This is a genomic window from Paraburkholderia flagellata (assembly GCF_021390645.1).
Lineage (GTDB): Bacteria > Pseudomonadota > Gammaproteobacteria > Burkholderiales > Burkholderiaceae > Paraburkholderia > Paraburkholderia flagellata.
This window is the reverse complement of the sequence record NZ_JAJEJT010000001.1, coordinates 2,699,975-2,717,553: the sequence shown is the minus strand read 5'-3', so window position 1 is coordinate 2,717,553 and position 17,579 is coordinate 2,699,975. Positions and strand designations below refer to the sequence as shown.

Here is a 17,579-nt window from a genome sequence, read left to right as displayed (position 1 = left end):
ATGGACAAGCTCGAACAGTTTCTGACCCGCGCCGAAGCGCTGCTCGGCCGCCTCGAAGCCGTGCTGCCGCCGTCGGCGCCCGATGTCGACTGGAACACGGCCGTCGCGTTTCGCTGGCGTAAGCGCCAGGGGCGCGGCTTCCTGCAGCCGGTGCCCGCGATCTCGTTGATCTCGCTGGACGACCTGCAGAACATCGACCGACAGAAAGATCTCATCGACCGCAACACGCGCCAGTTCGTGCAGAAGAAGCCTGCGAACAACGTGCTGCTCACCGGCGCGCGCGGCACCGGCAAGTCGTCGCTGATCAAGGCCTGCCTGAACGCGTACGCGCAGGACGGCCTGCGCCTGATCGAAGTCGACAAGGACGATCTCCATGACCTCGGCGATATCGTCGATCTGATCTCGACGCGCCCCGAGCGCTTCATCGTGTTCTGTGACGACCTCTCGTTCGAGGAAGGCGAATCGGGTTACAAGGCGCTGAAGGTGGCGCTGGACGGCTCGGTGGCCGCGCAGTCGGACAACGTGCTCATTTACGCGACCTCGAATCGCCGCCATCTGCTGCCCGAGTACATGAGCGACAACGAGACGTACAAGCACATGCCCGACGGCGAGATTCATCCGGGCGAAGTGGTGGAAGAGAAGATTTCGCTCTCCGAGCGCTTTGGCCTTTGGGTGAGCTTCTATCCGTTCAAGCAGGACGACTATCTGACGATCGTCGGCCACTGGCTGCGCCATTTCGGCTGCGACGACGCCGAAGTCGAATCGGCGCGCGGCGACGCACTCGTCTGGGCGCTGGAGCGCGGCTCGCGTTCGGGCCGCGTGGCATGGCAGTTCGCACGCGACTGGTCGGGCAAGAAGGCGCAAGAGGCATGAGCGCCGAAGGCAACGCCGCAAAGGACGCATCCGCAAACGCCCGCCCCGTGACGGAAGTCGCGGTGGGCGTCCTGGTGCAGCCCGATGGCCGCTATCTCCTCGCGCAGCGCCCCGAAGGCAAACCGTATGCAGGCTACTGGGAGTTTCCGGGCGGCAAGCTGGAAGCGGGCGAGACGGTCGAAGCCGCGCTTGCGCGCGAACTGCACGAGGAACTGGGCATCGACGTGAAGGCGTGCCACCTGTGGCATACGCTAGAGCACGATTACCCGCACGCCTATGTGCGGCTCTATTTCTGCAAGGTGACTGCGTGGACGGGTGAGCCGCATGGCCGTGAAGGCCAGGCGTTTGTCTGGCAGTCGTTGCCGGCGAGCGTCGAACCGCTCTTGCCCGCGACGATTCCCGTGCTGGAGTGGCTGGCTGCGGAGTAATACATTACGGACACTACGATGTGAAAGGCCGCTGTGCGTGATGCACAGCGGCCTTTTTTGTTCGGCCCGCGCGTCGCTTATTGGCGCGTATCCGTGGGCGGCGCGTCTTCGGGCGGCGTTTCGTCGTCGGCACCGCCAAGGCGGTACTTTTCGGCCGCCCATGCGCCGAGATCCATTTGCTTGCAGCGCTCGGAGCAGAAAGGCCGGAAGCGGTTTTCCGGCACCCAGCGGACTTCCTTGCCGCAGTTCGGACATTTGACAACAGTGGTCATGCGATAGAACTTTGGTTGCGTTGGGTCTGGCGCGGCGACGCGCCCGGTTTCACAGGCTGCAGAGCGTGAGCTGGAACGGCACGTCCTGATCGACGGCTCGCGGACGCAGATCGCCATCCTGCACGGTGAAGCGCACCCACAGCATGTACTTGTTGGCGCTCGCTTCCGGAATCACGCGCAATTCCGGTGCCACGCGTACTTGCATGAGCTGATACGCACGGCCCGACAGCATTTGCTGATAGCTGCCCTGCATGGCCATCACCTTCGACGCCTGGCCCGACTCGCGCGCGAGGCGCAGCACGATGGCGGCGGCGTCGCGCAGCGGCAGCAGCGGCGTGACCCACTTCGCGATGTCCTGACGGCGTTGATCGGGATGCAGCTGCTGCCACGCGTAATACGATGGCAGATCGAACTTGCAGGTGCCGCCGGGAATGATCGCGCGGCTGCGGATGCTCGTGAGCCACTCGTTATCCATCAGATGCTGGCCCGTCTTGCCTTGCATCTGCGTGAGGCCGGCCAGCGTTTGCTCGATTTCGCCCAGCACGGTTTCGAGTGCATTCTGCTCGATGCCGGGATTGCCACGGAACGGCGCGAGCGTTTGGCGCTGCCGTTCGAGTTCCTTCATGAGGTCCGACTTCAGATCGGCGCGGCCTGCGACTTCGGCGATTTCGAAGAGCGTCGTGAGCGCGACGTGATGTTCCCTCGGATCCTCCTGGGTCAGGAAGAAGGTGAAGCGCTCGAACAGGTCCTCGAGGCGCAGCAGCGTTCGGATTCGCTCGTTGAAGGGATACTCGTAAAGAATCAAGCGCGCTCGCCTCGGGCGTGGTAGGTGACGGATTGCAGGACATTCTAATGCCGTGGGACTACGGTCGCAATCGCGCCGGCTCGAGCCTTTGCCGATGTGTCCCGCTAATTTGCACTGTACGTTGTCCTGCGATGCGGTTCGACTGGCGTGGCGAGCGTGAGTTTCTTGTGAGCGGAGGGGCTTTAAGCGCTACTTGCTTTCGCGGCAGCGAGCTTGAGATACGTCTGGTGCAATGCGTCGACGTCCAGGGCGAGCGTTTCGAGCGTCGCCCCATTGTCGTTCACCACCACGTTGTCGGCGGCCGCGACGCGCGCCTCGCGCGTGGCCTGCCGCGCGATGATCGCGAGCACCTGCTCACGTGTGAAGCCATTGCGGCGCATGACTCGGGCGATCTGGGTTTCCACGCTGCAATCGACGGTGAGCACGCGATCGACACGTGTTTTCCAGGTACCCGACTCCACGAGCAAGGGCACGACCACGATCACGTAAGGCCCGTTGGCCTCTCGTGTTTCCCGTTCGGTCTCCGAGCGGATAAGCGGGTGCGTGATCGCCTCGAGTCGCTTGCGCGCGGCTTCGTCGCCGAACACGAGCGTACGCATGCGCGCGCGGTCCATCGAGCCGTCCGGCGCGACGAATTCAGGGCCGAATTCCGCGGCGATCGGCGCCATCGCGACGCCATGCGGCGCGGTAATTCGATGCGCGATGAGATCGGTGTCGACGATCGTCACGCCGCGCGCTGCAAAGCAATCCGCAACGGTGGACTTGCCGCTGCCGATGCCACCCGTCAATCCGACCGCGAACATTTGATCAGCTCCCCCACGCAAATACACCGTACAGCGGTGTGCCCGCAAACAATGTGACGAGCGCGCCAGCGGCCAGATACGGGCCGAACGGCAGCGGCTCCTCGAAGCGCATGCGTCCCGTCAACGTAGCGATGATGCCGACGAGCGCACCGGCCACGGCTGCGATCACGACGATCTGCGGCAGCGCACTCCAGCCGAGCCATGCGCCGAGTGCGGCGAGCAGTTTGAAGTCGCCATGGCCCATGCCTTCTACGCCACGCAACAGCTTGAAGACCCAATAGACGCACCAGAGCGCGAGATAACCCGCGACCGCGCCAATTACGGCTTCGCGCAGCGTGACAAAGGTGCCCGCAAAGTTGACCAGCAGCCCGGCCCACAGCAGCGGCTGCGTGATTTCGTCGTGCAGCATCTGGTGTTCGAGGTCGATGGCGCTCGCGGCGATGAGCGTGGCGCACAGCGCAAAGGCGGCGAGCGCCTTGCCCGTGGGCCCGAAGGCGAGCAATGCGCCGGCCGCGCAAGCCGCGCTTGCGATTTCGATGAGCGGGTAGCGCACGCTCACGCGTGCATGACAGTGCGAGCAGCACCCGCGCAGCGCGACCCAGCTGATCACTGGAATGTTTTCCCAGGCACGCAAGACGTGGCCGCAGTGCGGGCACGCGCTGCGCGGGAGCCAGAGGTTGTAGCGTGCGGGCAGCCCGTCTTCTTCGAAGAGCGGGCCGGGTGTGCCGGTTGTTTCGGCCACATCGGCGCGCCACGCGCGCTCCAGCATGATCGGCAGCCGGTGCACGACCACGTTGAGAAAGCTGCCGATGACGAGCCCGAACGCAATGGTGAAGCCCACGAGCACGCCGAAGGGCAGGCTGGCGAGAGCGGCGGCGAGCGGCGTTGCGGAGTCGGGCGCGGAAAGTAGTTGGACGGGCATGAGACGGAACCGGAATCTGGCAGCGATGCTACACCACGTTGCCCAGTTGAATGATGGGAAGATACATCGCCACGACGAGGCCGCCGACCAGCGCACCCAGCACGACAATCACGAGCGGCTCGCACAGGCTCGACACGAGCGCGATCTTTTCGTCGACCTGACGGTCGGCGAGCGAGGCCACATCGAGCAGCATGGCGTCGAGCGCGCCCGACTCTTCCGCGACCGCAACGGGCTGAACCACGTCGGCCGGAAAGCATCCTGCCGCGCGCATCGCGGCAGCGAGCCGCTCGCCGTGCCGCAGGCGCTCGCTGATGCCCGCGCTCGCGCGATCGAAGAACGCGTTGCCGCTCGCGTGTGCGAGCGAATCGAAGGCGTCGGCGAGCGGTGTGCCGGCGGCGAGGAGCGTGCCGAGCGCACGGCTCCAGCGCGCGGCGCACAGCGTGGTGAGCAGCGCGCCGCAAAGCGGGAGCTTCAGCATCGTGCGTCCGAACGCGATGCGCGTGGCTTCCGAACGGCGTAAGCCCGCTTGCAGGGCGAGCGCACCGGTCGCAGCAGTGGCAGCGGCCGGCACGCTCCAACGTGCGGCGCCCGCCGAGAGCATCAGCACGAACTGCGTGGGCGCGGGCAGCGCGGCGCCGAAGCCGTCGAAGATCTGCTTGAACGTGGGCACGACCCAGACCAGCAACGCCGCGGTAATGACGAATGCGAGCAGCAGCACCGCGACGGGGTAGGTGAGCGCGGCGCGCACTTTGGAGCGCTGCGCGGCGGCGCGCTCGCGGTCGTCGGCGAGGCGGGCGAGCACGGCTGCGAGCGCACCCGAGGCTTCACCAACGGCAACGAGCTGGCAATAGAGCGCGTTGAAGCGCGCCGGATGCTGAGCGAGCGAGTCGGCAAAGCGCAGGCCGCCGGCGATGTCGCGCGCGAGCGCAGCGGCAATGCGCGGCATGCCGTGCGGCCCCGGCGAGAGCGCGAGCAGGTCGAGTGCACCCGCAAGCGGCAGGCCGGCGCGCAAGAGGCTCGCGAGCTGGCGCGTAAAGCGCGTGACGTCCGCGTGGCTTGCCTTGGGCGCGCCTGCGCTCGACTTGCGCTCGATGGCGAGCACGGTGATGCGCTCGCGCCTGAGCGCGACGCGCACAGCGTTGGCGTCGAGCGCGGTCACCGTGCCGCGCTTCGCCGCGCCCGATGCATCGAGACCGCGCCACGTGAATCGCCACTCAGATGGGCCGCGATGGGCGCGCGTGTTGCCCGCGGCGCTCATGGCGCTTCCGTTGCGGCGAGCGCTTCGGCAAGGCTCGTGGTGCCGTCGCGCACGTGTGCGAGCGCCGCCTCGCGCAAGGTCGCTACACCGCTTCTGCGTGCTTCGCGAGCGATTTCGTGTGCGCCGCGCCCCGCGACGATGAGATCGCGTATGGCCTCTGATATCGGCAAGACTTCGTGAATGCCCACGCGACCGCGATAGCCAATGCCGTGGCAAGCTTCGCAGCCGCGCGCAACATAAGGCTGCGTGGCGTCACTGTCGTGCGTGTTCAGTCCCGCCGCGACAAGCACCGCGTGCGAAGCTTCGCCGCGCACTCGGCATTGCGGACACAGCCGCCGCACGAGACGTTGCGCCGTGACGAGCCGCAGCGAGCCTGCGAGGTTGTACGGCTCGACACCGATGTCGACGAGCCGTGCGCAGGCCGCACTCGCGTCGTTCGTGTGCACGGTCGAGAGCACGAGATGGCCGGTCTGCGCGGCCTTCACGGCGACGCTGGCGGTTTCTTCATCGCGAATTTCGCCGATCATGATGATGTCCGGGTCCTGGCGCAGCAGTGCACGCAGTGCCACCGCAAAAGTGAGCCCGGCCTTCTCGCGCACGTTGACCTGGTTGATGCCGGCGAGCTGGATTTCGGCGGGGTCTTCCACCGAGCAGAGATTGCGCGCCGTGCCGTTGAGCCTCTGCAAGAAACAGTAGAGCGAGAGCGTCTTGCCGCTGCCGGTGGGGCCCGTGACGAGGACGAGACCATGCGGCGCGCTGATCGCATCGGCAACCGTGCGCTGTTGAGCTTCGTCGAGCCCGAGTTCGGCAAGAGAGAGATCAGCGGGAAGCGCTTCGAGCCTGCGCAACACGAGCTTTTCGCCGTGAAGCGTGGGCAGCGAATTCACGCGATAGTCATCGGCGGCTTGCGACGTCGCGGAGGCTGCGAGCCGCAGTCTGCCGTCCTGCGGAATGCGCCGCTCGGCGATGTCCATGCGTGCGAGCACCTTGATACGTGTGACGAACGCATCGCGCAGATGCGCGGGCGGCCTCGACATTTCATGCAGCACGCCGTCGATGCGCAGACGCACGCGCCAGCCGTGCTCCATTGGCTCGATGTGCAGATCCGAGGCGTTGCGCCGGGCGGCTTCGCGCAGCGTGTCCGAGAGCAGTCGAACGGCCGGGGCGTCGTCGAGCTGCGGTGCAGAAACAGGCGCAGGTGTGCGTGCCGTCGACCCACCGCCCATACCGCCTTCGGTAGGTATTGCGGCGAAAGGGTGCGCACGATAAGGAGTAGAAAGCATCGACATGCCAGCGCGAAGCCGCCTCGAACAAATGACGCCTTCATCATGGCGTGAAGCGCACTGCGCCGCCACCTGGCCGAACGGCTAACGTCCCGGAAGCAGCTTCTTCGCCTTTTGCAGCGTGCCCTGGCGCGGCTTGGCGCCCGGCTTGAAGAGCTTGACCGTGCGTACGGCCTGGTCATCGCTGCGCAACACTTCGAGCTTCACGTCGCCGATCTGCAGGCACACGTCGCCCTCGGGAATCTCTTCGAGCACCTCGAGGATCAGGCCGTTGAGCGTCTTGGGACCGTCCGTGGGCAGCTTGATATGAAGCCAGCGATTGAGTTCGCGCAAAGGCATGCTGCCCGGCACGATGCATTCGCCTTCTTCGTTCCAGCCGCCACGTCCGGTGCCGCTGCGCGGCATCGACGTGGTGAATTCGCCGATCAGCTCCTCGATGATGTCTTCGGGCGTGACGAGCCCTTCCATCTCGCCGTACTCGTTCACGACGAGCGCGATGCGATGGCGGCTTTCCTGGAAGTACTGAAGTTGCTGGAACCCGGGCGTGCCGGTGGGCACGAAATACGGCTCGGTGAGCAGTTCGCGCAACGTCTCGCGCTCGAATTCCTGGTTGTGCAGCGCGGCCAGCGTCTTGCGCACATGCAGCACGCCGAGTACGCGGTCGATGTCGCCTTGATAGACGATCAGCTTGTTGTGATAGCAGGTCTCGAGCTGATGCAGGATTTCTTCGAGCGGGGCGTCGTAGTCGAGCGCCTCGATGCGCCGGCGGGGAATCATCACGTCGTCGACGGTGATGTTCTCCAGATCGAACAGGTTCAGCAAGATGCTGCGGTGCTTGGTCGGCATGAAGCTGCCCGACTCGAGCACGATGGTGCGCAACTCCTCGGTGGAGAGCCGCTGGTCATGCGCCTTGTGCGTATTGATGTGCAGTATGCGCAAGATCGTGTTCGCGAACATGTTGACGAACCAGATGAGTGGCTTCGTCACACGCATGAGCGGCGCGATCAGGAGGCTCGCCGGCAGCGCGATCTTTTCCGGGAAAGTTGCGCCCACAATCTTCGGCGTGATTTCCGCGAACACGATGATGAGAAACGCAACGATGCCCGTTGCGATCGAGAGCACGAGATTATTGCGGCCGAAGGTATGGAGCGCGATCGAGGTCGTGAGGACCGGGATGATGGTGTTGAAGAGGTTGTTGCCGATCAGGATCACCGAAAGCAGCAGGTCGGTGCGCGCGAGCAGCTTCTGGGTGGTCTTCGCGCCGAGCGTGCCGTGATTGGCGAGGTATTTGAGCCGATGGCGATTGAGCGCCATCATCGCCGTTTCGGAGATGGAGAAAAAGCTGGAGCAGATGAGCAGGACGAAGACGGCGCAAATCTGCGCCCATAAGGGAAGGTGGTCCACGCGTCGAGAAAATGAGGGGGGCGGATGGGGAAACTATAACAGAGGGGTCCCGCACTTCCAGGGCCACTGGCCGAACGGACAAGGCCTCTGCCGGCGCGCCCACGCGTGGCCCGCTGCACAGGAGGTACAGACGAAAAAAAAACCGCGCAATGCATGCGCGGTTTTTTCTGAATTCTGGTCGGGGTGAGAGGATTCGAACCTCCGGCCTCTACGTCCCGAACGTAGCGCTCTACCAGGCTAAGCTACACCCCGAATTTACTGCTGGACTCCACAACTCGCTTTGTCTGTTTCAAGACAGGCGCGTCGTCGAGTAAGAACATAATTCTAGCAGGCTATCTTTGTAAATGGAAGAGGGGAACGCTGAAATCGCGTCGGCAGCGGCCTGCGCCTCGGCACGCGCGCATTGCAGCGTGTGTTCGAGCGCGCCCGAGCGGGTAATTGCCGCGAAAATTTCGTCGAAGCGCGTCGTGCCGCCTTGCTCGATCGCTTCGCGCGCAAGCGCGGCTTCCGCAGCCGTGCCGTGCTCGATCAGCCAGATGAGCGGCAGCGTGGGCTTGCCTTCGCGCAGGTCGTCGCCAGCGTTCTTGCCCATCGATTCGGGCGTGCCCGTGTAGTCGAGCCAGTCGTCCATGATCTGGAATGCCGTGCCGATGCGCCGCCCGTACTCGGCCGCGGCCTCCTCGGTGCGCGCATCCGCCCCCGAAAGCACCGCGCCGAGCTGCGCCGCGGCTTCGAAAAGCTTGGCGGTCTTGTAGCGGATCACCTGCATGTAGCGGTCGGTGTCCACGTCAGCGTCGTGCATGTTCAGGAGCTGCAGGACTTCACCTTCGGAGATGATCGTCGTGGCCGCCGAGAGAATTTCCATCACGCGCATCTTGCCGACGCCCACCATCATCTCGAACGAGCGCGAATACAGGTAGTCGCCTACGAGCACGCTGGCGGCGTTGCCGAACAGCGCGTTGGCCGTCTGGCGGCCGCGACGCAGGTCCGATTCGTCGACGACGTCGTCGTGCAGGAGCGTAGCCGTGTGAATGAACTCGACGACCGCCGCGAGCACATGACGCTCCGTGCCGCGGTCGCCGAGCGCGCCGGCCACCATCAGCAGTAGCGCCGGACGCAGCCGCTTGCCGCCCGCGCCGATGATGTACTCGGAGATCTGGTTGATCAGCATCACCTCGGACGCCAGACTTTGCCGGATGACACGATTCACCTGCTCCATGTCACTGGCGATGGGGGCGAGCAGGGTGGCTGCGCTGGGGGATGGGGTGGCGGTGGACGACATGATGGCAAATATGGGTAGTGCCGCGGATTATAAGGCGAATCGACGGCATGCCGGACGCTCCGCTGCCGTCAGGCTGATGGCTCCCTCTATTTTCATGCGGCCCGGGCGGGCGCATGGATCCTGGCGCTGTGCCGATCGGACAGCCGCTGACCCGTCTGGCGGCCCCGAAGTCCCTCGCGCACACCTGCAACGGACTTGCAAGCCTTTTGACCGCGCAGCTAACTCTATGTATAATCTAAGGTTTCGGGCGCGCAGTGTGCCTGAAAAGATTACTCAGAGTGAGGTTCTCAATGTACGCGGTCATAAAAACCGGCGGCAAGCAGTACAAAGTTGCCGTTGGCGAAAAACTTAAAGTAGAACAGATACCGGCTGACATTGACGCAGAAATCACGCTCGACCAGGTTCTCGCAGTGGGCGAAGGCGAATCGATTAAGTTCGGTACGCCGCTGGTCAGTGGGGCTTCCGTCAAGGCCACCGTTGTGTCGCAAGGCCGACACGCCAAAGTGACCATCTTCAAGATGCGTCGCCGGAAGCACTACCAGAAGCATGGCGGCCACCGCCAGAACTACACCGAACTGCGCATCGACGCGATCAACGCGTAAGCGCACGCAGGTAAAGGAGCAAACAAATGGCACACAAAAAGGCAGGCGGGTCGTCACGTAACGGCCGCGACTCAGAGTCGAAACGACTTGGCGTGAAGGTGTTCGGCGGCCAGGCTATCCTCGCAGGCGGCATCATCGTTCGCCAGCGCGGTACGCGTATGCACCCGGGCCTGAACGTCGGCATCGGCAAGGACCACACGCTCTACGCGCTGGTCGACGGTCATGTCTCGTTCACGACCAAGGGCGCAGCCAACAAGCAAAAGGTCAACGTCGTCCCGGCAGCGGCCTAAGCTTTAGACCGCTCGCGAGCGGGCTACACGCGACGCTAGGAAGGCCCCGCGAAGTTTGCGGGGCCTTTTTGTTTATCTGCGGTCTATCGGGGTCGTAACGGGCTTCCGTTTGGATTTGAGAGCGTCGTTGGCCGTTCAGCCAGGTTGGCCAGTTTCGGCCATGGCGGGCAAAATATCGACATTCACGGGACGGAGTAACTCATGAAGTTCATTGACGAAGCGAAGATCGAAGTCATCGCCGGCGATGGGGGCGATGGCAGCGCGTCGATGCGACGCGAGAAGTTCGTCCCGTTCGGCGGGCCGGACGGCGGTGACGGCGGGCGCGGCGGCAGCGTCTACGCGGTCGGCGACCGCAACATCAACACCCTCATCGATTACCGGTACACGAAAAAGCACCAGGCGCGTAATGGCGAGAACGGCCGTGGCTCCGACTGCTACGGCAAGGGCGGCGACGACATCACGCTGCGCATGCCGGTGGGCACGGTCATCACCGACCAGGACACGGGCGAACTGATCGCCGACCTGACCGAGCACGAGCAGCAGGTGATGGTCGCGAAGGGCGGCGCGGGTGGCCTCGGCAACCTGCATTTCAAGTCGTCCACGAACCGCGCGCCGCGTCAGAAGACCGACGGCAAGCCCGGCGAGCGCCGCATGCTCAAGCTGGAACTGAAAGTGCTGGCCGACGTCGGCCTGCTCGGCATGCCGAACGCGGGCAAGTCCACGTTCATCGCCTCGGTGTCGAACGCGAAGCCCAAGATTGCCGACTACCCGTTCACGACGCTGGCGCCAAATCTGGGCGTGGTGCGCGTGGGGCCGAGCAAGAGCTTCGTGATCGCCGATATTCCGGGCCTGATCGAAGGCGCCGCCGAAGGCGCGGGCCTCGGTCATCAGTTCCTGCGCCACCTGCAGCGCACGAACCTGCTGCTGCATCTGGTCGATCTCGCGCCGTTCGATGAAAGCGTCGATCCGGTTGCGGAGGCAAAGGCGATCGTCGGCGAGTTGCGCAAGTACGACGAGACGCTTTTTGAAAAGCCGCGCTGGCTCGTGCTGAACAAGCTCGACATGGTGCCGGAGGACGAGCGTGCCGAGCGCATTGCCGACTTCGTGAAGCGCTTCGAGTGGGAAGGGCCTGTGTTCGAGATCTCCGCGCTCACGGGGCAGGGCTGCGAAAACCTGTGCTACGCGGTGTACGACTACGTCTCCGCGCACTCGGACGCGCGCCGTGCTGAGGAAGCCGAAGACCTCGCATCCGACGTGCGCTTCCGTGAGGGGCAAAGCGGGAACGCGGGGCAGCCGCAGGAGTAAATCGCCGCACCGGCCGGCGCGCGAGCCGCGTCGGCCGTGCCCAGGAAGCTTCACGCGTCATCAGTCATTTGGGAGATCGCGCAGCATGCGTTCCGTCATCGCCGATTCGCGGCGTCTGGTAGTGAAAGTCGGGTCGAGCCTCGTCACCAACGACGGCCGCGGGCTCGATCATGCGGCAATCGGCCGCTGGGCCGCGCAGATTGCGGCGCTGCGTGCGCAGGGCAAGGAAGTCGTGCTCGTGAGTTCGGGCGCGATCGCCGAAGGCATGCAACGGCTCGGCTGGACGAAGCGACCGCGCGAGATCGACGAGCTTCAGGCCGCTGCGGCAGTCGGGCAGATGGGACTCGCGCAGGTGTACGAGAGCCGCTTTGCAGAGCACGACATTCGCACCGCGCAGATCCTGCTCACGCACGCCGACCTGGCTGACCGCGAGCGCTATCTCAATGCGCGTTCCACGTTGCTCACGCTGCTGCGCCTGGGCGTCGTGCCGATCATCAACGAGAACGACACTGTGGTCACCGACGAAATCAAGTTCGGCGACAACGACACGCTCGGCGCACTCGTCGCGAACCTGATCGAAGGCGATGCGCTCATCATCCTCACCGACCAGACCGGCCTGTATACGGCCGATCCGCGCAAGGACCCGAGCGCAACGCTCGTGCAGGAAGCCGACGCAGGCAAGCCGGAGCTCGAGGCAATGGCGGGCGGCGCGGGGTCGAGCATCGGCCGTGGCGGCATGCTCACCAAAATCCTCGCTGCCAAGCGCGCCGCGCACAGCGGCGCGAATACGGTCATCGCGAGCGGGCGCGAAGCGCAAGTGCTCGTGCGGCTCGCAGCGGGCGAGGCGATCGGCACGCAGCTCATCGCACGCACGGCGCGCATGGCGGCGCGCAAGCAATGGATGGCCGACCACCTTCAGGTGCGCGGCCACGTCGTGATCGATGACGGCGCGGTCCAGAAGCTCACGGCAGATGGCAAGAGCCTGCTGCCGATCGGCGTGACCGGCGTTCAGGGCGCGTTTGCGCGCGGTGAAGTGATCGCTTGCCTGAACGGCGCGGGCGTGGAAGTGGCGCGCGGGCTCACCAACTACAGCAGCGCGGAAACGAAGCTGATCCAGCGTCATCCGAGCGGTGAGATCGAGGGCATTCTCGGGTATATGCTCGAGCCGGAGCTTATCCACCGCGACAATCTCGTGCTGGTTTGACGGCCGCTCCCAACCAGCCGCGCATCGCCAAAAGTTGAAAAGCCGCTGTGGCTAAGGGCCACAGCGGCTTTTTTCATGCCAATCACCGCATGCGGTGGCGCGGCTTTTAGCGCACCAGCGTCGACTGCGTGCGGCCGTAGCGCAGATTCTCGATGAGGGTCGGCGCTTTCGCGATCGGTATCTTGTTGGCGCAGAAGTAGTCCTGATAGAGCCTCGACTGGTACGCGTTGAGCGTGCCGTTTTCGATGCGCGACCAGTTGTTCGCGACGGTCTGGTCCCAGCCGTTGTGATCGGCGTCGAGGCTCGCGTAGAGGCGCCACTCGTAGGTGTCGCAGCGAATCCCTTCGTAGTTCACGTTACGCGCGCCAGACGGGCTCGTGATGACGATCGTGTAGCGCACGACGCCATCCGTGCCGACCGTGAGCGAAGCAGGGTCGATGGCGAACTTGAGCGGCGAATTGTTCGAGACGTCGAACGGCAGCAGCGTCGCGCCGGCCTGCGGCAGCGGCGGAAGGCTCTCGATTTTGTTTTCCTGCCATTCACCCTTGCGGTCCAGAAGGTAGACGAACGCGCTGTCGTCCTTGTTCGTGGGACCGGAACTGGAGCACGCGGCCAGTCCTGACACAAGCACTACACCGCCTGCGGCGCATGCCGCAGCAAGAGCAAATCGTTTCAAATTGGTTTTCCTCGAAGCACGGGCGCGCGTTACGAACGAACTGCGCCGCGAATGCGAACCGGCGGGGCCCGGCGCGTAGTGCGCCGGGCCCCGCCGGTTCGGGCGTTCTTTGCGTTGGCTCAAGCCCCTTGATCCTGCTCGTCCTGCGCAGGCTCGATGATACTCTGCGCCGACGCGCAATCGCTTTCGATCGGCGTACGTTCGGGCACGCATTCTATTGCACCCTCGTACGACGGCTCGGCATGCACCGCGTCTGCGTGCGCCGACGTCACGATGCGCGGGTAACGCACCTCGTGAGCCTGCACGCCCAAGCGCTCCTGACGCGGCGAGGGCCGACGCAGGAAGCGCGAGAGCTCGGTCAGCGCGAGCTGATACACGTCACGCTTGAACTCGATGACCGCTTCGAGCGGCACCCAGTATTCGTTCCAGCGCCACGCATCGAACTCGGGATGCTCCGTTGCCCGCAGGCAGATATCGCAGTCGCGCCCGACCATACGCAGCAGAAACCAGATCTGTTTCTGACCGCGATAATGGCCGCGCACTTCGCGCTTGATGAACTTGTCCGGCACCTCATAACGCAACCAGTCGCGTGTGCGACCGACGATCTTGACGTGCTCCGGATGCAAACCGGTTTCTTCGTGCAACTCCCGAAACATTGCCTGCATGGGGGTTTCACCATACTTGATGCCCCCTTGCGGAAACTGCCAGGAATGTTCGCGAACCCGCTTGCCCCAAAACACCTCGTTTCGCGCGTTCAAGAGGATGATGCCGACGTTCGGGCGAAACCCCTCACGATCCAGCATACAACCACCTTCGAATCCTTTAAAATTGCTTTGATTATAAACAGATAACGGTCCTCACGCACCCGCCGTCCGGAAAGTTGAGCGAATGGCCGCGACCGCGCAAAACGGTCACGGGGCGCGATCGGCTTCGAATCTGGCCGGCGTCATCGGCGCGGCACGTGGCGCGTTGTCATAATGATGGGTTCGTGAACTCCTCCGTTGGTCACTTCTTCGGGCGGTCTGCACCGGGCCGCCGCTTTTGGATAATTTGAATGAAAGCCTCCCGTTTCTTTATCGGCACCCTGAAGGAAGCACCCGCTGACGCGGAAATCGTCAGCCACAAGCTGATGGTTCGCGCGGGCATGATCCGTCGCATCGCTGGCGGCATCTACAACTATCTGCCGATCGGCCTGCGTTCGATCCGCAAGGTCGAGCAGATCGTGCGCGAGGAAATGAACCGCGCGGGCGCAATCGAGCTGCTCATGCCGGCCGTGCAGCCGGCCGAACTGTGGCAGGAATCGGGTCGCTGGGAGAAATACGGGCCGGAACTGCTGCGCTTCAAGGACCGCAAGCAGAGCGATTTTGTGATGGGCCCGACGCACGAAGAGGTCGTCACTGACATCGCGCGTGGCCAGATCAAGAGCTATCGTCAATTGCCGGTGAACTTCTATCAGGTGCAGACGAAGTTCCGCGACGAAATCCGTCCCCGTTTCGGCGTGATGCGCGGGCGCGAATTCATCATGAAGGACGCGTATTCGTTCGATAAGGACGTCGAAGGTCTCAAGCTCTCGTACCAGAAGATGTACGACGCTTACGTGCGCATCTTCACGCGTCTTGGCTTGCAGTTCCGCGCGGTCGCGGCCGACAACGGTTCGATCGGCGGCAGCGGTTCTCACGAATTCCACGTGATCGCGGAAACGGGCGAGGACGATATCGCCTACTGCCCGACCTCGGAATTCGCAGCCAACGTCGAGGCCGCCGAAGCGCTGCCGCTCATCGCGCAGCGCGGCGCCCCCACGCAAGCGCTCACGAAAACGCCCACGCCGGGCGCGGCCAAGTGCGAAGCCGTGGCTGAACTCCTCGGCATTCCGCTCGAAAGCACGATCAAGTCGATCGTCCTCGCGACGGACAACGAAGGCGCCGAGCCGACCATCTGGCTGTTGATGCTGCGCGGCGACCACGATCTGAACGAGATCAAGGTCGGCAAGCTCGAAGGCCTGAGCGGCTTCCGCTTCGCTACCGAAGCGGAAATCGTCGAGTGGTTCGGCACGCCGCCGGGCTACCTCGGTCCGCTCAACACGAAGAAGCCTGTCAAGGTGATCGCAGACCGCACGGTCGCGAACATGAGTGACTTCGTGGTGGGCACGAATGAAGTCGACTTCCACACCACGGGTGTGAACTGGGGCCGCGACCTGCCGGAGCCGGTAGTCGCCGACATCCGCAACGTGAAGAAGGGCGATCCCTCGCCGGACGGCAAGGGCGTGATCGACATCTGCCGCGGCATCGAAGTGGGCCACGTGTTCCAGCTTGGCACGAAATACTCGGAAGCGATGAACGCCACGTTCCTCGCCGAAAACGGCAAGCCTGCGCCGATGCAGATGGGCTGCTACGGCATCGGCATCACGCGTATTCTTGGGGCAGCCATCGAGCAGAACTTCGACGACAAGGGCATCATCTGGCCTGAATCGATCGCGCCGTTCCAGGTCGTCGTGTGCCCGATGGGCATGGACCGCAGCGAACTCGTGCGCGAGCACGCCGAGCGCGTCTACAACGAACTCGTCAAAGCGGGCGTGGACGTGATCCTCGACGACCGCGGCGAGCGCCCGGGCGTGATGTTCGCCGACTGGGAGCTGATCGGCGTGCCGCATCGTCTCGTGATCGGCGAACGCGGCTTGAAGGACGGCAAGATCGAGTACCAGGGCCGCCGCGACACCGAAGCGACGCTGCTCCCCGCCGATGAGGCTGCGCAGACGGTGGCACAGAAGGTCCGCGCGGCGCTTGCGGTTTAACAACGATCCATCACGGTTAAAGGAGCGCTGCGAGCGTGGAGTACAGTTTTCTGTCCGCTACGGTCCTGCTGCTCCTCATCACCGACCCGCTCGGTAACATTCCGCTTTTCATCACTTGCCTGCGCGGCGTTGCCAAGCAGCGTCGCGCGATCGTGATCCTGCGCGAGGTCGCGATTGCGTTCGTGATCCTCCTCATCTTCATGGTTGCGGGCAACAGCTTCCTGCGCATGATGGGGCTCACGGACACGTCGTTGCGTATCGGCGGCGGCATTGTGCTGTTCCTCATCGCGCTGCGCATGATTTTTCCTCATCCGGGCGGGCCGTTCGGCGGTGGCGACAAGGGCGGCGAGCCGCTCATCGTGCCACTCGCCATTCCCGCGCTCGCGGGGCCTTCGGCGCTCGCCACGGTCATGCTGCTCACCTCGCAGGCGCCCGGCAAACTTTATGAATGGATGGCGGCGCTCGTCGTGACGATGGTGATCTGCGCGATTGTGCTGGTGATGGCGGAGCGCATTCAGCAGTGGCTGGGCGAGCGTGTAGTGACGGCCTTCGAGCGGCTGATGGGCCTCGTGCTCGTCGCGATATCGGTGGAGATGATCCTCGCGGGCATCGCTACCTTTGTGCATCACCTCTGATGCCGCATGCAGCGGGCGTCGCAGGCAATAAAAAGCAGCCCGCGGGCTGCTTTTTTCATGGCGCTTCAGAGAGACGACGCGCGCTTCACGCGCCTTCGGTCAGCGCACGGATGGTCGGCAGATTGCGCCAGTAACCCTTGGCGTCCATGCCGCAGCCGAACACGTAGCGGTCCGGCACCGAAAAACCGCAGTAGTCGGGATGCAGCGGCTTGGCCTTCGTGAGGGTCTTCTCACACAGCACGGCCGAGAGGAAACGCTTCGCGCCCATGTCCATGATGCGGTCGCGAATCGCGGCCATGGTCTCGCCTTCGTCAAGGATGTCATCGAGCACGAGCACCACGCGGTCTTTCACCGACTCGCGCGGCGCCACGCGCCATTGCATCTCGGCGCTGCCCTTGATGGCGTTGCGGTAGCGCGTGAGGTGGATGTAGTCGAACTCGAGCGGGAAATCGAGGTGCGGCAGCAGCATGCCGGTGAACACGGCGGCGCCGCCCATCACCGACAGCACGAGCGGGAAGTCCTCGCTGATCTCGGCACGGATGGCTTCGGCCATCCGGCCGATCGACGCATTGACATCGCCCTCCGAAACGATCTCTTCGGAGTGGCGGAAAATGTGCAGGGCTTCTTCGCGATTCATGACTCTGGCGGGAAGGTAGCTGTAGCTATGAAGTGTGGAAAATAACGGCGGCGCGCGCTACAGCATAAACCCGCGCATTTGGTCCGTCGCGCGCCGCGTCGAGTAGGGC

At 64.0% G+C, this 17,579-nt stretch carries 18 protein-coding genes, 1 tRNA gene and 1 pseudogene; 8 read left to right on the top strand and 12 right to left on the bottom strand.

Annotation, left to right across the window (positions count from 1 at the left end; genetic code table 11):
- Together L0U83_RS12175 and mutT are read left to right on the top strand one after the other, a co-directional pair.
- Positions 1–873 (top strand): ATP-binding protein, encoded by an 873-nt coding sequence (locus tag L0U83_RS12175; protein ID WP_233882951.1) that lies wholly within the window; start codon positions 1–3, stop codon positions 871–873.
- Positions 870–1,301 carry an 8-oxo-dGTP diphosphatase MutT gene (gene mutT / locus L0U83_RS12170; RefSeq protein WP_233882950.1) on the top strand — a complete coding sequence of 144 codons (432 nt, stop codon included), beginning with the start codon at positions 870–872 and terminating at the stop codon, positions 1,299–1,301. The genes L0U83_RS12175 and mutT overlap by 4 nt, the downstream gene beginning before the upstream one ends.
- Positions 1,302–1,378: 77 nt before the next feature.
- Here mutT and L0U83_RS12165 read toward each other — a convergent pair whose 3' ends face one another.
- The 9 genes from L0U83_RS12165 to L0U83_RS12125 all read right to left on the bottom strand — a co-directional run bounded on the left by L0U83_RS12165 (position 1,379) and on the right by L0U83_RS12125 (position 9,330).
- Positions 1,379–1,573: a DNA gyrase inhibitor YacG gene (locus L0U83_RS12165; protein ID WP_233882949.1), complete on the bottom strand. Its 195-nt coding sequence runs from the start codon at positions 1,571–1,573 to the stop codon at positions 1,379–1,381.
- Between the two features lie 49 nt (positions 1,574–1,622).
- Complete coding sequence (gene zapD / locus L0U83_RS12160) at positions 1,623–2,378, bottom strand: cell division protein ZapD (protein WP_233882948.1); 756 nt, start codon at positions 2,376–2,378, stop codon at positions 1,623–1,625.
- A 182-nt stretch (positions 2,379–2,560) separates the two neighbouring features.
- Positions 2,561–3,181 carry a dephospho-CoA kinase gene (gene coaE, locus L0U83_RS12155; RefSeq protein WP_233882947.1) on the bottom strand — a complete coding sequence of 207 codons (621 nt, stop codon included), beginning with the start codon at positions 3,179–3,181 and terminating at the stop codon, positions 2,561–2,563.
- A 4-nt stretch (positions 3,182–3,185) separates the two neighbouring features.
- Positions 3,186–4,103 carry a prepilin peptidase gene (locus tag L0U83_RS12150; protein ID WP_233882946.1) on the bottom strand — a complete coding sequence of 306 codons (918 nt, stop codon included), beginning with the start codon at positions 4,101–4,103 and terminating at the stop codon, positions 3,186–3,188.
- A 28-nt stretch (positions 4,104–4,131) separates the two neighbouring features.
- Positions 4,132–5,361, bottom strand: a complete 1,230-nt coding sequence (locus tag L0U83_RS12145) for a type II secretion system F family protein (protein WP_233882945.1) — start codon at positions 5,359–5,361, stop codon at positions 4,132–4,134.
- On the bottom strand, positions 5,358–6,587 hold the full coding sequence (locus L0U83_RS12140) for a GspE/PulE family protein (RefSeq protein ID WP_233883892.1): 1,230 nt from the start codon (positions 6,585–6,587) through the stop codon (positions 5,358–5,360). The genes L0U83_RS12145 and L0U83_RS12140 overlap by 4 nt, the downstream gene beginning before the upstream one ends.
- Before the next feature lie 141 nt (positions 6,588–6,728).
- Positions 6,729–8,048 carry an HlyC/CorC family transporter gene (locus L0U83_RS12135; protein WP_233882944.1) on the bottom strand — a complete coding sequence of 440 codons (1,320 nt, stop codon included), beginning with the start codon at positions 8,046–8,048 and terminating at the stop codon, positions 6,729–6,731.
- Between the two features lie 175 nt (positions 8,049–8,223).
- Positions 8,224–8,300, bottom strand: a tRNA-Pro gene (locus L0U83_RS12130).
- A gap of 37 nt (positions 8,301–8,337) precedes the next feature.
- Positions 8,338–9,330 (bottom strand): polyprenyl synthetase family protein, encoded by a 993-nt coding sequence (locus tag L0U83_RS12125; RefSeq protein WP_233882943.1) that lies wholly within the window; start codon positions 9,328–9,330, stop codon positions 8,338–8,340.
- A 290-nt stretch (positions 9,331–9,620) separates the two neighbouring features.
- On the opposite strand from L0U83_RS12125, the gene rplU reads away from it, so the two are divergent.
- The 4 genes from rplU (at position 9,621) to proB (ending at position 12,731) form a co-directional block, all read left to right on the top strand.
- On the top strand, positions 9,621–9,932 hold the full coding sequence (gene rplU / locus L0U83_RS12120) for a 50S ribosomal protein L21 (RefSeq protein WP_007180329.1): 312 nt from the start codon (positions 9,621–9,623) through the stop codon (positions 9,930–9,932).
- Between the two features lie 26 nt (positions 9,933–9,958).
- Positions 9,959–10,222, top strand: a complete 264-nt coding sequence (gene rpmA, locus L0U83_RS12115) for a 50S ribosomal protein L27 (protein WP_233882942.1) — start codon at positions 9,959–9,961, stop codon at positions 10,220–10,222.
- 201 nt (positions 10,223–10,423) lie between these two features.
- A complete protein-coding gene (cgtA, locus tag L0U83_RS12110; protein WP_233882941.1) occupies positions 10,424–11,527 on the top strand; it encodes an Obg family GTPase CgtA in 1,104 nt (367 codons plus the stop codon).
- 85 nt (positions 11,528–11,612) lie between these two features.
- A complete protein-coding gene (proB, locus tag L0U83_RS12105) occupies positions 11,613–12,731 on the top strand; it encodes a glutamate 5-kinase (protein ID WP_233882940.1) in 1,119 nt (372 codons plus the stop codon).
- 106 nt (positions 12,732–12,837) lie between these two features.
- Here proB and L0U83_RS12100 read toward each other — a convergent pair whose 3' ends face one another.
- Together L0U83_RS12100 and L0U83_RS12095 are read right to left on the bottom strand one after the other, a co-directional pair.
- Entirely contained in the window at positions 12,838–13,407 is a 570-nt protein-coding gene (locus L0U83_RS12100) for a CNP1-like family protein (RefSeq protein ID WP_233882939.1), read from the bottom strand.
- A 269-nt stretch (positions 13,408–13,676) separates the two neighbouring features.
- Positions 13,677–14,210: pseudogene (locus tag L0U83_RS12095) on the bottom strand (RNA pyrophosphohydrolase); the annotation flags it as partial.
- 251 nt (positions 14,211–14,461) lie between these two features.
- Between L0U83_RS12095 and L0U83_RS12090 the strand changes: the two are divergent.
- Together L0U83_RS12090 and L0U83_RS12085 are read left to right on the top strand one after the other, a co-directional pair.
- Positions 14,462–16,198 carry a proline--tRNA ligase gene (locus tag L0U83_RS12090; protein WP_233882937.1) on the top strand — a complete coding sequence of 579 codons (1,737 nt, stop codon included), beginning with the start codon at positions 14,462–14,464 and terminating at the stop codon, positions 16,196–16,198.
- A gap of 35 nt (positions 16,199–16,233) precedes the next feature.
- Positions 16,234–16,833 carry a MarC family protein gene (locus L0U83_RS12085; protein WP_233882936.1) on the top strand — a complete coding sequence of 200 codons (600 nt, stop codon included), beginning with the start codon at positions 16,234–16,236 and terminating at the stop codon, positions 16,831–16,833.
- An 85-nt stretch (positions 16,834–16,918) separates the two neighbouring features.
- On the opposite strand, the gene L0U83_RS12080 is transcribed toward L0U83_RS12085, so the two are convergent.
- Positions 16,919–17,470: a hypoxanthine-guanine phosphoribosyltransferase gene (locus L0U83_RS12080; RefSeq protein ID WP_028207817.1), complete on the bottom strand. Its 552-nt coding sequence runs from the start codon at positions 17,468–17,470 to the stop codon at positions 16,919–16,921.
- Positions 17,471–17,579 lie beyond the last annotated feature (109 nt).